At 70.5% G+C, this 14,740-nt stretch carries 10 protein-coding genes; 5 read left to right on the top strand and 5 right to left on the bottom strand.

What is annotated here, in order from left to right; all coding sequences use genetic code 11:
• Positions 1 to 228 precede the first annotated feature (228 nt).
• Positions 229 to 1,107, bottom strand: a complete 879-nt coding sequence (locus ACFOVU_RS21680; RefSeq protein WP_378536461.1) for a hypothetical protein — start codon at positions 1,105 to 1,107, stop codon at positions 229 to 231.
• A 939-nt stretch (positions 1,108 to 2,046) separates the two neighbouring features.
• Between ACFOVU_RS21680 and ACFOVU_RS21675 the strand changes: the two genes are divergently transcribed.
• Together ACFOVU_RS21675 and ACFOVU_RS21670 are read left to right on the top strand one after the other, a co-directional pair.
• Positions 2,047 to 3,192, top strand: coding sequence for an acyl-CoA dehydrogenase family protein (locus ACFOVU_RS21675; RefSeq protein ID WP_378536459.1), 1,146 nt, complete (start codon positions 2,047 to 2,049; stop codon positions 3,190 to 3,192).
• A 61-nt stretch (positions 3,193 to 3,253) separates the two neighbouring features.
• Positions 3,254 to 3,421 carry a hypothetical protein gene (locus ACFOVU_RS21670; RefSeq protein WP_169805219.1) on the top strand — a complete coding sequence of 56 codons (168 nt, stop codon included), beginning with the start codon at positions 3,254 to 3,256 and terminating at the stop codon, positions 3,419 to 3,421.
• Positions 3,422 to 3,545: 124 nt separating this feature from the next.
• Here ACFOVU_RS21670 and ACFOVU_RS21665 read toward each other — a convergent pair whose 3' ends face one another.
• The 3 genes from ACFOVU_RS21665 to pdxH form a co-directional block, all read right to left on the bottom strand.
• Complete coding sequence (locus ACFOVU_RS21665; protein WP_378536457.1) at positions 3,546 to 5,846, bottom strand: ATP-binding SpoIIE family protein phosphatase; 2,301 nt, start codon at positions 5,844 to 5,846, stop codon at positions 3,546 to 3,548.
• 194 nt (positions 5,847 to 6,040) lie between these two features.
• Positions 6,041 to 6,751, bottom strand: coding sequence for a metal-dependent transcriptional regulator (locus ACFOVU_RS21660; protein ID WP_378536455.1), 711 nt, complete (start codon positions 6,749 to 6,751; stop codon positions 6,041 to 6,043).
• 237 nt (positions 6,752 to 6,988) lie between these two features.
• On the bottom strand, positions 6,989 to 7,654 hold the full coding sequence (pdxH, locus tag ACFOVU_RS21655; protein ID WP_378536453.1) for a pyridoxamine 5'-phosphate oxidase: 666 nt from the start codon (positions 7,652 to 7,654) through the stop codon (positions 6,989 to 6,991).
• A gap of 128 nt (positions 7,655 to 7,782) precedes the next feature.
• Between pdxH and ACFOVU_RS21650 the strand changes: the two genes are divergently transcribed.
• A complete protein-coding gene (locus ACFOVU_RS21650) occupies positions 7,783 to 8,889 on the top strand; it encodes a citrate synthase 2 (protein WP_378536451.1) in 1,107 nt (368 codons plus the stop codon).
• A 91-nt stretch (positions 8,890 to 8,980) separates the two neighbouring features.
• Here the strand turns inward: ACFOVU_RS21650 and ACFOVU_RS21645 are convergent, their stop codons facing one another.
• Entirely contained in the window at positions 8,981 to 12,220 is a 3,240-nt protein-coding gene (locus tag ACFOVU_RS21645; protein ID WP_378536449.1) for a hypothetical protein, read from the bottom strand.
• A 242-nt stretch (positions 12,221 to 12,462) separates the two neighbouring features.
• On the opposite strand from ACFOVU_RS21645, the gene serC reads away from it, so the two are divergent.
• Together serC and ACFOVU_RS21635 are read left to right on the top strand one after the other, a co-directional pair.
• Positions 12,463 to 13,620, top strand: a complete 1,158-nt coding sequence (gene serC / locus ACFOVU_RS21640) for a phosphoserine transaminase (RefSeq protein WP_378536447.1) — start codon at positions 12,463 to 12,465, stop codon at positions 13,618 to 13,620.
• A gap of 120 nt (positions 13,621 to 13,740) precedes the next feature.
• A complete protein-coding gene (locus ACFOVU_RS21635; RefSeq protein ID WP_378536445.1) occupies positions 13,741 to 14,736 on the top strand; it encodes a glycerophosphodiester phosphodiesterase family protein in 996 nt (331 codons plus the stop codon).
• Positions 14,737 to 14,740: the final 4 nt, after the last annotated feature.

The raw sequence follows: 14,740 nt of genomic DNA, 5'->3' as shown, positions 1-14,740 counted from the left end.
CCCGGGGCGCCCCGTCCTCCCGCACCCCACGCACACGGATCACCCGACCGCCGGCCGGGGCCCACCGCTCACCGTCGCTGCCCGCTTGAACCCCAACCACCACGACAGCCCGACCAGACAGACCGCCCCGATCCGACGCCGCCGCCCACTAGAACCCGATGAAGACGCCCGGCCCCACCAGACGTGAGCTGATGGGGCCGGGAGCGATTGGGCGGACTGATGGTCAGGTCAGCCAGTACGCGACCGCAACCGGATTACCGAGGCCGGGTCCGCGGGGTTATCGCTACCGGACCCTTCACGCTTTGGAGCGTCCTGATCCCGCGAACGCACCCCGGAACGCTCCGCAATGTTGAGCAGACGCCACGCCGAGATCCATCGACGGACGACCTGTTCACTGACTCCGCAACCGACCACGAAGGCGATCACCTGCTTCTGGGAAGGCAACTCCTCTTTCTTCAGAACGCCACACAGCCACGCCGCGCTGCATCCACCTCGTTGCGCCATAGCGCGATAGGAAGGGGTCCCCGCCCAGGAACGGAGCTCATCCAGTGCCGCGATGAACTCGACCGGCGAATGTGCCCGCATAGGATCAGGAGAGGTATCGAAGCCTTCGGCGTCCTCCACAACCGCGGGGGGACGCGAACGCGAATGCGGAGCACCGGCCTCTGCCACGGGATCCGACACTTGATTTTCGCCGACGATCTGCGCATCGGCACCTCTGCTCGTGGACGTGTCGGCCACGACCACTTCAGCCTGCTCAGGAGGGCCGCCTGTCACTTCCCAGCCGTTTCCCTCGCTCGGTTGCGCGGGCATTGCGCGGTGGCGCTGAACCAGATCATTCTGCTTGCCGAGGGCGTCCGAGAGCTCAGACTCCGCATTCCGGCAATCCCGCAACGCCTCCTCGTGACGCCGTTCCGCCACAGCCATTGCACTCCTGACATCGGCCAAGGCGGCTGCGGAACGGCGAGAACGTGCAGCGCCGGGCTCCAAATATTCACACTCACGCTTCAACTCGCTCAATCGTGTGCGTTGGCGCGCGAGCTTGTTACGGGCGATATTGACGGCCATCTTTGCCGCCCGAACCCTGGGCGCGTCAGGAGCTTCCACGGTTACCGCGGCTCCTCTCACTCCGGTCCGGAATGAGACGGCGGGCCGTGGCCGATGCGGCGAGACCCACCGAGCCGACTCCGACGACCACGGCGTAGAGGCTCTCCCCCATCCACACCAGTGCGCACACCAGTGCCGCGATAGTCAAGAGTACGACGATGCGGCCGACCATCAGGCCGACCGTTCGGTCAACATGCATGTGTCCGTTCCAACGTGACAAGGGCTTGGGTGGAGATTTCGGGCACCAGAAGGCGAATGTGGTGACTCAGCTCAACGGAACACCCGTTCGGACACACTATCGCAGCCTCGGACGATTCGGCCACGAAGCGCAACAAGGGCAGCCAACTTCCCCCACCCGAGAGCACCGCCAGGCAGCGTCGGTGACATATCATATGCAAATTTTTATGGCAACTTTTTGTCCAGGACATCGACTCGGGAGTACAGCTTCGTTCACGACTGTTCACAGCCGTACACTAGTGTTCATATCTCTATTCAACCCTTCATTTCTATATTTCCTCATGCAAAACACGTACCCCGCTGATTACGATCGCTTTCAGTTTCAGTTCAAAAGCCACACCCGGCCGACGCACACAGCGCGCCGGGACGTATTCCCGATTTCCAACCAGGGCTTGGGTGGAGTTTCGGGAGGGCCGGAAAGCCGTCAGTGCCTGTGGTGAGGCGCTCGACCGCATACCCCGCGAGGGGATTCCGGCCGACCTGTGGGTGCTGTGGACGCTGCGAGAGCAGCGACCCACGGCACCCACAGGCATGCCTTGCCCAGTCCCGCTCCTCGCCCCCTGGCCGGGGGGACGCCCGGCACTTCGTGTCGCTCCCACACGGCCGTTTCCTGCCGACCGAATTGGGCTCGGTTACCGTGGTGGCACACGCCCGTCCCCCGGGAATGGGGGCGGGGCGGGATGAGCGAAGGGGTGTGCCGCTGTGCAGAGGGAACTCTTCGACATCGAGCACGACCTGTTCCGGGAGGCCGTGGCCGGGTTCCTTGCGCGGGAGGTGGTGCCGTTCCACGGAGCGTGGGAGAAGGACGGGATCGTCCCGCGGGAGGTGTGGGCCAAGGCGGGCGAGGTCGGGATCCTCGGGCTGGGGGTTCCCGACGAGTTCGGCGGGTCCGGGACCGATGACTTCCGGTTCAACGCCGTCGTCACCGAGGAGGTCTGCCGGGTGCAGGCCAGCGGCCTGGGGTTCGCGCTCCAGAATGACGTGGTGGCGCCCTACCTCGTGGGCCTGGGCACCGACGAGCAGAAGCAGCGCTGGCTGCCGGGCTTCGCCGCGGGGACGCTGATCACCGCGATCGCCATGACCGAACCCGGAGCCGGCAGCGACCTCCAGGGCATCCGGACCACGGCGGTGCGCGACGGCGACCACTACGTGCTCAACGGGCAGAAGACCTTCATCACCAACGGCATCAACGCCGACCTCGTGATCGTCGCCGCCCGCACCGACCCCGATGCGGCGGGCGCGCACGGGCTGTCGCTGATCGCCGTCGAGCGCGGCACCCCCGGGTTCGAGCGCGGGCGCAACCTCGACAAGATCGGGCTCAAGGCGCAGGACACCGCGGAGCTGTACTTCACCGACGCGCGCGTTCCGGCCGCCAACCTCATCGGGGTGCAGGACCGCGGGTTCGCGCACCTGATGGACAACCTTCCGCAGGAGCGGCTGTCCATCGCGGTCTCGGCGGTGGCGGCGGCGGAGCTGATGCTCGCCCAGACGGTCGACTACTGCAAGGGCCGCACCGCTTTCGGCCGCCCGATCGGCTCGTTCCAGAACACCCGGTTCGTCCTCGCCGAGCTCGCCACCGAGACCGACCTCGCCCGGACCTACGTGGACCGCGCGATCGTACTGCTCAACCGCGGGGAGCTGGCCGCCGACGACGCCGCCAAGGCCAAGTGGTGGACCAGCGAACTGTGCAACAAGGTGATGGACCGGTGCTTGCAGCTGCACGGCGGGTACGGATACATGATGGAATACCCCGTGGCGAAGGCGTGGCAGGACGCGCGGATCCAGTCGATCTTCGGTGGCACCACCGAGATCATGAAGGAGATCGTCGGCCGCTCGCTGGGCCTTTAGCCACACCCCACACCCCCACACCCCCACACCCCCGACGGGCACGGCGAAAGGGTCACACCATATGAGCGGCGCGTGGGACGGCCTGATCGTCCTCGGCCTGCTGGTCCTCCTCCTGGTGCTGGGCGTGCGCAGACTGCGCCCGCGCGTGCACATCCCCTGGACGACCGGCGGCATCGTGGTCTTCTTCATCTTCATCGTGCTGATGCTGTGGGCGTGGTCCAACCGCTGATCCGGCAGTCGAACGGGGCCGGCGCCGGCGCCGGGCACCGTGCCCGGCCCGTCACCCCACCGCCGGGCCGCGGGTAGGCTGACCCGTACCGGGGGTGCACAGAATCACCGCCGCGGGCCGGCGCTCACTCGCTCTTGAGCGGCACCTCGAACCACACGGCCTTGCCGTCGGGCGTGGGACGCGACCCCCAGCGGGTGGCGAGCTGATCGACGAGGTAGAGCCCGCGTCCGCCTTCGTCATCGGCCCCCGCACTGCGGATACGCGGCAGACGCAAATCGTTGTCGTACACCTCGACCCAGGCCGAGGACGCTCCGCGCCGGAGCCGCAGCAGGAACTCCGAGCGCGACGGGCCCCCGGTGTCCTCGGCGACCTCGTCGAGGAGGTCGGACCAGTCCTCGTCGAACTCGTCGGCGCCCACTCCGCCGGCCCCGCCGACACTGTCGGCGCCGCCGATATCGCCGATGTCGCCGGCCTCAGCGGACTCGAAGGCCTCGCCGGAGTCCCGCACACCGTCGGGCGTGAACTCGCGGCGCACCGGGTGCGGGGTGGCGTGGATGACGACGTTGGTGACGATCTCCGACACCAGCAGGCAGGCGAGCTCGGCCTGGTCGCGGTCCATCCCCCAGTCCTTGAAGGTACTGGCGGCGAGGTGCCGGGCCTCGCCCACAGTGGGGGCCTCGGCCACGAACCAGCCCTCCTCCATGGCGAGCTCGCCCGGGTGGGCCCGGACCACGAGGAGCGCGGTGTCGTCGTCGATCTCACCGGGCACGGCGGTGACGGCGGACTGCGCGATCTGCTCGACGTCCTTGTCGGCGACCTCGCGGATCCGCCCGTAGAGCTGGGCCATCGACCGCTCGATGTCGATGGCGCCGCCCAGGGGCCGCCGGTCGACCAGGCCGTCGGTGTAGAGCAGCAGGGTGGCGCCGGGGGGCAGGGTGAGGTCGGCCTGGTGGTAGATGGCGTCGTCGTAGGGGACGCCCTTGAGCTTGACGCCGAGCAGGGTGTCGGAGACCTCGAGCGCGAGCTCCTCGACGTCGCCGTCGCTGATCAGCAGCGGGGCCTGGTGGCCGGCGTTGGCATAGGACAGCTCGCGCGACCATGCGTCGTAGACCATGTAGAGGCAGCTGACGCTGGGCACCCAGGTGCCGCCCTCGCCGTCGGGGCGGCCGAGCTGGCGCACCCATTCGTCGAGCTCGCGGAGGATGTCGGCGGGTTCGCGGTCGGCCTGGGCGAAGGCCCGCAGCGCGGCGCGCAGCTGGCCCATGACCGCGGCGGCGTGCGGGCCGCGGCCCTCGACGTCGCCGATCACGATGCCCACCCGGCCCGCCGAGAGCGGGATGACGTCGTAGAAGTCGCCGCCCACCTGGGTCTGGATGCCGTGGCCGTGCGTTTCGAGCGGCTTGGCGGGAACGTAGCGGTGCGCGATGGACAGGCCGTCGAAGGGCGGGAAGGAGCTGGGCAGCAGGCTGTTCTGGAAAGCCAGGGCGGTACTGCGCTCCTCCTCGAACAGCCGGGCGTTGTCGATGGCCAGGGCGACGCGTGAGGCGATCGCGCCGACGAGGTCGCGGTCGAACCCGCTGTAGTGGACCTTCTCGCGCGGCGACAGCCGCGACAGGGCGAGGGTGAGCACCCCCAGCAGCTCCCCGCGGGCCCGCAGGGGCGCCGCGATGGCGGAGGTCAGCCCCACCTGCTCGGCCACGCGCGCCGACCCCTCGCTGGGGGCGTTGACGGCGTGGGCGTAGTCGCTGACGAGCACGGTCTCGACCCGGCGCATGGCAGTGTAGACGAAGTGCCGGTCGGGGTAGCGGACGTCGTCGCCGACGTCGAACCAGGTGCCGGGGGGCGGGCTCCAGCCCTCGGAGTGCACCGAGACGCGGCGCACCAGCCGGTCGTGGTCGAAGAGGTCGATGAAGCAGTGGTCGGCGAACTGCGGCACGAGGATCTCGGCGACGGCCTTCATGGTGGAGTCGAACTCCAGCGACCCGGCGAGCCGGCTGCCGACCCGTTCGAGCAGGCCGTACTGTTCCTCGACGCGCCCGCTGCGCATGGCCTCGTTGGCGAAGAGCACGATGCCGTCGATCGCGCCGGAGGCGTCCTTCAGCGGGACGGCCTGGGCGCGCACGTGGACCCAGGAGGAGTCGCCGCGCACGACCGCGAAGGAGCCCTCCCAGGTCCCGCCGCGCAGGACGCGCCGGGCCAGCTGCGAGGCGTGCTCCTGGTCGGATTCGTGGATGCCGAGGTCGAGCAGGGACATGCCGATGTGGTCGCGGTCATCGGCGAACCCGAACAGCTCACGCGCGAAGGCGTTCCAGTAGCGGAGGTGGCTGAACCGGTCGGCCACGACGACGGCGATCTGCGCCTGCGCAACGACGTCGGCCCCGGTAAGGGCGTCGTCGTCGAAGAAGGCTTCCCCCCACCGCTTCATACAGCCGCCACCTTGCCGTCATGGATCACGGTCATGACGACGACCCGCGCGATCCAATTCGCCCCCGCACGGCACGGCCGACGGTACCGGCCGACGCGCGCCATGCAGTGAGCATAGCTTGACCCGGAGTGTATCCGCAGAGTAAAGCGATTTTGTGATCCCACTGTGCAGGCCGTTGTCGCCGCGGATCCAGGTCAAGGCTTGGCAACGAAAATGTGGCTCGCGATCTGCCGTGACAGTTCGCTCGGCTCGACATCCTTGCCGCTACCACCAATCACCTGGACGCCGTCGTCGCTCGCGAGGAGCGTCACTTCCTGCTCAGGTTGTACCCCTGCCCGCTTCAATGCGAGCATCACATCGACGTCGCTTTGCAGTTGCTCACTGATGCGGCGGACGGTCACCCTGGTCTCGGCCCCGTTGGCGACCTCGAGCATCGGCACGATGGAGTCGTCGGAGAAGGGCTCGGGGGCGTAGTCGGAGAGCCCCAGCTCCTCAAGGCCGGGGATGGGGTTGCCGTGGGGGCAGACCGACGGCGCGTTCAGCAGCCGCACCAGGCGCTCTTCGACCGCCTCGGAGATCACGTGCTCCCAGCGGCACGCCTCGACGTGGACGTCCTCCCAGGGCAGGCCGATCACGTCGACGAGGAGGCGCTCGGCGAGGCGGTGCTTGCGCATGACGTGCGTGGCGAGCCGGCGGCCCTCGGCGGTCATGACGAGGTGGCGGTCGTTCTCGACGCGCAGGAGGCCGTCGCGCTCCATGCGGGCGACCGTCTGGCTGACCGTGGGACCGCTCTGCTGAAGGCGTTCGGCGATGCGTGCCCGGAGCGGTACGATGCCCTCTTCCTCCAGCTCGAAGATCGTGCGGAGGTACATCTCCGTGGTGTCGATAAGCCCGTGTGCGGTCAAGGCTCCCCCTCCCCTCGTGGGCCCGTTGAGAGTGACAACGGCAGGACTCTCAACACGGGCCGACGGCGCTGGATTCCCGCAGGCGCCCCGGCCGTGGGAGCGGCCACCGATGCCTTCATCATACCGCGGCAAGCGACAACCCACTTACGCGCAATGTGTGGTGCGCCACACCTGGACGGCGATCCGAAAACCCCTGCGCAACGGCTCGGTCGCAGGCCGTGTCCAGGGCGGCGCGCTTCACGGCGCGAGCCGGTCGAGCCGCCACGCCCCGTCCCGGGGCTCACCCGCGACCAGCAGGTACTGGAAGCGATCGTGCATGCGGTCCGTCCTGCCCTGCCAGAACTCGACCTCCACCGGCCGCAGCCGGAACCCGCCCCAGTAGTCGGGCCGGGGGATCTCCTCCCCCTCAGGCCACATATCGGCGAACTGCGCCCACCGCATGTCGAGCTCCTCGCGGTCGGCGACGCGCGACGACTGGTGCTCGCTGGCCCATGCGCCGATGCGTGATCCGCGCGGCCGGGTGCGGAAGTAGGCGTCGTTCTCGGCGTCGCTGAGACGTTCGACACCGCCCGATACCAGCACCTGGCGCTGCATCGCGTGCCACGGGAAGACCGCCGACGCCCGCGGGTTCTCCGCCAGCGCGCGCCCCTTGCGCGAGCGGTAGTTGGTGAAGAACCGCAGGCCGGAGCGGTCATAGCCTTTGAGGAGGACGGTCCGGCCCCGGGGGGTGCCGTTCGGCTCCACGGTGGCCAGCACCATGGCGTTCGGTTCGGCCAGACCCGCTGTGTTCGCCTGTGTGAACCAAATGTGAAACTGCTCCATGGGGTGCGCCGACAGGTCCGATCGGGACAGCGGCGTACCGTCGTACGATTCCCGCAGCTCAGCGGGGTCACAATGGTTCACAGTGGTGCATCCTCACACGACCTGTGGGGTCCGCGCCACCGACCCGCACCACACCCGCACACACCATCCCCGAGCGGTTCACCGGAGGGCACCCTTCTCCCTGAACCGAGAAGACGGAGGAAGCCGGAATGTCGGACTTCAAACCCGGCCTCGAAGGAGTCGTGGCGTTCGAGACGGAGATCGCCGAACCCGACAAGGAGGGCGGTGCCCTCCGCTACCGCGGCGTCGACATCGAAGGCCTCGTCGGCCGCGTGACCTTCGGGCGCGTCTGGGGGCTCCTGGTCGACAACGCCTTCGACCCCGGGCTGCCCTTCGCGGAGCCCATCGCCCGGCCGGTCAGCACCGGCGACGTCCGCGTCGATGTGCAGAGCACGCTGGCGACCCTGGCACCCCTCTGGGGCTTCAAGCCGTTGCTCGACATCGACGACGAGGAGGCCCGCGACAACGTCGCGCGCGCCGCCTCCGCCGCCCTGTCGGTGATCGCCCAGTCCGCCCGCGGCGACGCCCCCGAGGTCCCGCAGAGCCGGGTCGAGGCGGGCGCCAGCGTCGTCGAGCGCTTCATGATCCAGCTCCGCGGCGAGCCCGACCCCAGACACGTGAAGGCCGTCGACGCCTACTGGACGTCGGCCGCCGAGCACGGCATGAACGCGTCGACGTTCACCGCCCGCGTCATCGCCTCCACCGGCGCCGACGTCGCCGCAGCGCTCTCCGGGGCTGTGGGCGCGATGTCGGGCCCGCTGCACGGCGGCGCCCCGGCGCGCGTCCTGCACATGCTCGACGAGACCGAGCGCATCGGCGACGCCCACACCTATGTCCGCCAGGCGCTGGACAAGGGCGAGCGGCTGATGGGCTTCGGCCACCGCGTGTACCGCGCCGAGGACCCGCGCGCCCGTGTGCTGCGGCGCACGGCCAAGGAGCTCGACGCGCCCCGCTACGAGGTCGCGGCGGCCCTGGAGACCGCCGCCCTGGAGGAGCTGCACGCACGCAAGCCCGACCGCGTGCTGGCGACCAACGTCGAGTACTGGGCCGCGGTCGTGCTGGACTTCGCCGAGATCCCGGCGTCGCTGTTCACCTCGATGTTCACCAGCGCGCGCACCGCCGGCTGGTCGGCGCACATCCTGGAGCAGAAGCGCACCGGCCGCCTGGTCCGCCCGAGCGCCCGCTACACCGGCCCCGCCGAGCGCGCCCTCGGCGAGATTTCGGGGGCGGATGAGGCCCTGTCCCAGGGGGTCTGACCCGCCGCCGGTAGCAGGACGCACGACGCACGACGCACGACGCCAAAGGTCCCGTGATCTGCTGACCACGGGACCTCGGTGTGTTTCGGGGCTACGGGCGGCAGTGGGGCCCGGTGCCCGCCCGCTCAGGGGTGATGCTGCCGCACGTGGCGACCACCACCACCTCGTGGCCGGGATCGGCGTCGCGCACCCGCCCCTCCTCGCCGTCGGGTGGGCCCGCGACGGCGAGCTGGATGAGCTTGTCCTCGAACCAGTGGCCGGAGCCGCTGCCCGTGCCCGGCCCGCCGAACCGCAGCAGCCCGCTCACGCCGACCTCGCCCTCCATGTCGCGGATGGCCATCGACAGGTCGGGCACGGAGCCCTCACGCCAGTCGGCGCTGCCGCCGAACCGGTCACGCTGGACCGCCAGGATCGCCTCGGTGACGACGGTGAACGTGTCGCCGGCGATGGCCGCGTGCGCCGCCGAGGGCCGTTCGTCCTCCTCGGCGGAATCGCCCAGGTGCAGGACATCGCGTTCGAACGCGTCGAGCTCGTCGTAGAACTCACGTTCGGGGAGTTCCCCGTTGAGCGCCCAGGCGCCGCTCGCGGCCAGCGGGGTGTAGAAGACCTGTGTGCGCAGCTCGGTGGCTTCGTCGGCGACGAACTTGGAGACATCGTCACCGCCCATGACCGCGACGCCGGCCGAGCAGTCGCTCGTCCGGGGAAGCCGGTCCTCGAAGACGTCGAAGTCGTCGGAGCGCCCGGCGTAGTAGATCAGATCCGGCGGGTCCGCGCAGATCTCGTCCAGGGCCCTGCCGAGCTGGGTCGGGTCGCCGCCGCGGTAGGTCTCCACCGCGGCCGCTTCTCCTTCGGCGGCCGGGCCGGCCAGGTCGGTGAACTCCTCCACGAACGCCTCCGCCAGGTCCCGGCCGTAGCTGTCGCCGGGAGCGGTGTCGGCGATCGCCACGACGCGGCGCGCCGGGTCGAGGCGCCACACATCGGGAGCCGCCGGATCCGAATCCGGATCGGTGTGCTCGGCTCCGTGATAGGCCCAGTAGGCGGCCTGCTGGGCCATGCGGGTATTGGACGGCGCGATCGGGAAGAACAGCGGGCTGAACCTGCGCTCCCCTGCTTCGTCCGCCAACAGGGCGATGTCGTCGTAGGTGGCGGTTCCGGCCACCATCGGGATACCGGCGCGGGTGAAGGCCTCGATGACCGTGGTGTTGCCGCGCACGCTGTGCCCGAATCCGACCGCGGCGACCGGCCGGTCCTCGCTCGCGGCAAGGTCGGCGATCCGGTCGGCGAGGGCGCCGCCCTGCGCCCAGCGCGGCCCGGCGTTGGCCAGCAGCAGCCGGACCGGCGGGGCCCCTTCGCCGTAGCCGTGGGCCGTGTTGTGATCGCGCTGGCGCATCGCCAGGCCGGCGAGCTCGCCGTGCATACCGGCCAGCCGGTCCGCCTCATTCCTGCCGGCCGACAGCGAGCCGACGAACATGACGGTGACGTACCGCCCGGGCTCCTCCTCCACCCGCGCGTTCTCGTCGGCGATCGCCTGCTGGACCGCCGCCAGCCGCTCGTTGAACACATACGAGCCGTCCGTCCAGCCCACACAGGCTCCACCGGCGGAGAAGATGCCGTCGGGGAGGCCCAGCTCGCCGTCGGGCACGCAGGCGTCGAAGCTCTGCGCAATGGGCGGGCCGAGCACCGCGGTGAGGACGGTGAGTGCGAGGCCGGCCGCAGATCCGCCGGCCAGCCAGCCGGCCACGAGCGCCGGGGTCTCCCAGACGACCTGCCGGATCGGGCGCCCGGGTGGGCGCATCCGTCCCCATCGCGGTTCGTGGCGCGGGACGTCGCAGGTGAGTACGCGTTTGACGCCCAGTACCCCCGCGGCGACGCGTTCCCGTCGCCACGCGCGTACGAGCTGCGGCGTGTGGGATCGGGGGTGGGCCTCCGCCTCGCGCGCGGCGCTCTCGGCGACGTCGTTCCACGGCGCGAGGTCCTTGGCCCCGCGCTCGCCCGCACCCACGCGGACGATGAGCAGGGGGTCGGGCAGCCGGCGCCGCATGCGCTCGGCCTCGATCAGCCGGATGATGTGCCGGTCCACGGTGTCGATCCGCCGCCCCGCGGCGATCAGCACCGGGCGCCGCGTGCGCCTGCGACGCGGCAGCCACCGATGGCCCCACCTGGTGCTGCCGTAGGCGGCGTCCAGGTCGTCCAGGAACGCGTTCACGGCGATGCGCTGGATGGCAGGGGCGTCCTCGGCCGATGCCGGCGGGGCACCCCTGGCCATCGCGTAGCCGTTGACGACGCTGATGCCGACGGTGCGGTGGGTCATCGCCGCGGCGTCGTCGCCGGGATCCTTCACCATCTGCCGGTAGTTGCGCAGCCAGCCATAGGGCCACCACGGCGCGACCAGTGCGGCGAACAGGGAAAGGTTCCCGAGGATCAGGACCGCCGCGACCGCCTGGGTGACGAGGTCGTTGAACCCGTCGATCATCCCGATGGCGACCGACGGCAGGCTGACGGTGAGCAGCGCCGCCACGATGAAGGAGACCGGGGCGATGAACTTCTCGTCGATGAACGCGAACAGCTTGAGCCCGGCGATGAACTGCACGAACCGGGTCCACTGCCGCAGGACGCGGGTGGCGAACTCCAGGACCCGGCGCTTCATCCGCGAATCCGGGTCGGCCGGGTCGTCGGAGGGGTCGTCCGGCGCATCGGTGCGCGCCAGGCCGAGCGCCTCCATCAGGAAGATCTCGGTCTTCCGGTCCTTCGGCAGGACGCGGCCGGCGTCCTTCGACTCGATCACCTCCTCCTGCACCATGCGGCGGAGGATCTCGGTGACGTCGGTGTTGTCCACCAGGTGGAACAGTGACCGGAGCCGGCGCAGGCGCTTGGGCCGCGGGTCGCGCTCCCACCACCGGAGCTTTGTGGCCGAACCGTCAGCGAAGGAGTCGGCCATCTCCGACAGGCGGTTGAACACCTCACGGGTGGTCGCGGTCGGCACCCGGTCGCTGGCCCGGCGGGGCGGAGCCGCCTGCCGCTCGGCGGACCCGGCGCCGAGGACCCAGCGCGGGTGCTGCCCGCATGCGCTCTTGAGGAGGCCCACGACGTCGAGGTCGTCGTCGGGATCGGCGAGGGCGAGGTCGAGCACGGGGGGCGGGTCGGTGGTGTCTCCGCGTTCGCGGCCGGCGGGCGACCAGTGCCGGCGTCGGCGGCCCGCCTGGGATTGCGCCTTGCGTTCCTCGCGGATCTGGGCCCTGGTCGGGCGCACGCGCAGTTCGGTGAAGAGGCGGAGGAACTCCGGAGCGCTGCCCCACGGGGGCGCCGGAGTGCGCACGGGCGCGTCCGTCACTGTGGACTCGGTCAAACGACCCTCGCTGGGTGACAGGACTGCCGCGGGGGACGGGGGGCGCAGCGATCCTGGGTGGCGGGCTCCTTCCGGCCCTTGGGGGTGGCGCTGGATCATGCGTTCTTCCCAGAGTATGCAGCTCGGCCGTCGATCCGTGTGGCTTTGCGGTGAGTTTCCCCTTCCGCAACTCCGCTCCTGCGCAGGCCCCGCCCCCGCCGCGGGGACCCGCGGATCCGCCCCTCGCCATGTGGCGGGGTGTGTCAGCCACTACGATTGCGCAGGTGACCGAGATTGAGATTCCCGCGAACCTGCTGCCCTCCGACGGCCGTTTCGGGTGCGGCCCGTCCAAGGTCCGTCCCGAGCAATTGAGCGCCCTCGCGTCCTCCGGGGCCACCTACATGGGCACCTCGCACCGCCAGAAGCCGGTGAAGTCCCTCGTGGGCCGGGTGCGCTCCGGTCTGGCGCAGCTCTTCTCCCTGCCCGAGGGCTACGAGGTCGTCCTCGGCAACGGCGGCACCACCGCCTTCTGGGACATCGCCGCGCACGGGCTGGTCCGGGAGAAGTCCCAGCACCTCTCCTTCGGCGAGTTCTCCGCCAAGTTCGCGAAGGTCACCAAGGGCGCCCCGTGGCTGGCCGAGCCCAGCGTCATCGCCGCCGACCCCGGCACCCTGGCCGCGTCGCGCGCCGAGGACGGCGTCGACGCCTACGCCCTCACCCACAACGAGACCTCCACCGGTGTCGCGGCGCCGATCGCCCGCGTGGCCGGTGCCGCCGACGACGCCCTGGTCCTGGTCGACGCCACCAGCGGCGCCGGGGGCCTGCCGGTCGACATCGCCGACACCGACGTCTACTACTTCGCCCCGCAGAAGTGCTTCGCCGCCGACGGCGGGCTGTGGATCGCGATCATGTCGCCGAAGGCGCTGGAGCGGGTCGGAGAGATCGCGGGCGGCGGCCGCTACATCCCGGAGTTCTTCTCCCTGCCGACCGCGATCGACAACTCCCGCAAGGACCAGACCTACAACACCCCGGCCGTGGCCACGCTGCTGCTGCTGGCCGAGCAGGTCGAGTGGCTGAACTCCCATGGCGGGCTCGACTGGGCGGTGCGCCGCACCGCGGAGTCCTCGGCGGCGCTGTACACGTGGGCCGAGAAGTCGCCCTACGCCACGCCGTTCGTGGCCGACCCGGCGCAGCGCTCCCAGGTCGTGGGCACGATCGACTTCGCCGACACCGTCGACGCCGCCAAGGTCGCCGCCGTGCTGCGGGCCAACGGGGTCGTCGACACCGAGCCCTACCGCAAGCTGGGCCGCAACCAGCTGCGGGTGGGCATGTTCCCGGCGATCGAGCCGGGCGACGTCCAGGCGCTCACCGAGAGCATCGACCACGTGGTCGGCGCGCTGGGGTGAGCATGGTCTCCTAGGGTCACCGGGCCGGTTCGCCATACCGAGGCGGGCCGGCCGCCGTTTTGCCGCCCATCGGCGACCGCCGGCGGGCGTCGCGCGAGGTTCGTGAGGACGGATTCGGCTGTGCGCAGGAACACCAAGGAACCCGGCATCAAGATCATCTCGCATCGGGGTGCGTCGGGGCACCGGCCCGAGCACACGCTCGGCTCCTATGAGCTGGGCGCCCGGCACGGCGGCGACTTCATCGAGATCGACCTCGTCGCGACCTCCGACGGCCACCTCGTGGCCCGGCACGAGCCCGAGATCGGCGGCACCACCGATGTCGCCGACCGCCCGGAGTTCGCCGACCGGCGTACCACCCGCACGATCGACGGCCGCGAGTACACCGGCTGGTTCACCCAGGACTTCACGCTCGCCGAGATCAAGACGCTGCGCGCCACGGAGCGGATCCCCGATGTCCGCCCGGACAACGCCGCCCACGACGGCTCCTATGAGATCCCGGCCCTGCCGGAGATCATCGGGCTGGCCGAGCGGCTGACCGCCGAGCTGGGCCGCCCTATCGGCGTCTACCCCGAGACCAAGCACCCGGCCTACCACGCCTCGATCGGGCTGGAGCTGGAGCCGCCGCTCATCGCCGCCCTCCGCGAGCACGGGCTCGCCGGGGAGGAGCCGAAGGTCCCGGTGTTCCTCCAGTCCTTCGAGAGCGACAGCCTGAAGAAGCTGGCCGAGACCGGGCTGCCGCTGGTGTACCTGATGGGCACCGAGGAGCACTGGCGGCCCTTCACCACCCCCGAGGGGCTGGCCGAGGTCGCCGGGTTCGCGCACGCCATCGGCCCCGCCAAGGACCTGGTGGTGCCGCGCGACGGCGACGGCGGACTGGACGAGCCCACCGCGCTGGTCGACGACGCCCACGAGGCGGGCCTGCTGGTCCACCCCTACACCTTCCGCAGCGAGAACCACTTCCTGCCCGAGGCGCTGCGCTCCGGGGCGGGCCCCACCGCCTTCGGCGGCTTCGCGGCCGAGTACGACGCGTTCTTCGCCGCCGGGGTCGACGGCGTGTTCACCGACCACTCGCGCCACGCCTTCCTGGCCCGCGAGATCTTCCTCGGGGAGGGTTGAGGCC

This window comes from Nocardiopsis sediminis, assembly GCF_042650565.1.
Taxonomy (GTDB): domain Bacteria; phylum Actinomycetota; class Actinomycetes; order Streptosporangiales; family Streptosporangiaceae; genus Nocardiopsis_B; species Nocardiopsis_B sediminis.
Note: the sequence above shows the minus strand (reverse complement) of the source record. Positions and strands in the feature narration are given on the sequence as shown.

Coding starts and splice junctions, on each gene's coding strand:
- ACFOVU_RS21670 (WP_169805219.1), top strand. CDS start 3,254: ATGAGCGGCGCGTGGGACGGCCTGATCGTCCTCGGCCTGCTGGTCCTC.
- ACFOVU_RS21665 (WP_378536457.1), bottom strand. CDS start 5,846: ATGAAGCGGTGGGGGGAAGCCTTCTTCGACGACGACGCCCTTACCGGG.
- ACFOVU_RS21650 (WP_378536451.1), top strand. CDS start 7,783: ATGTCGGACTTCAAACCCGGCCTCGAAGGAGTCGTGGCGTTCGAGACG.
- serC (WP_378536447.1), top strand. CDS start 12,463: ATGTGGCGGGGTGTGTCAGCCACTACGATTGCGCAGGTGACCGAGATT.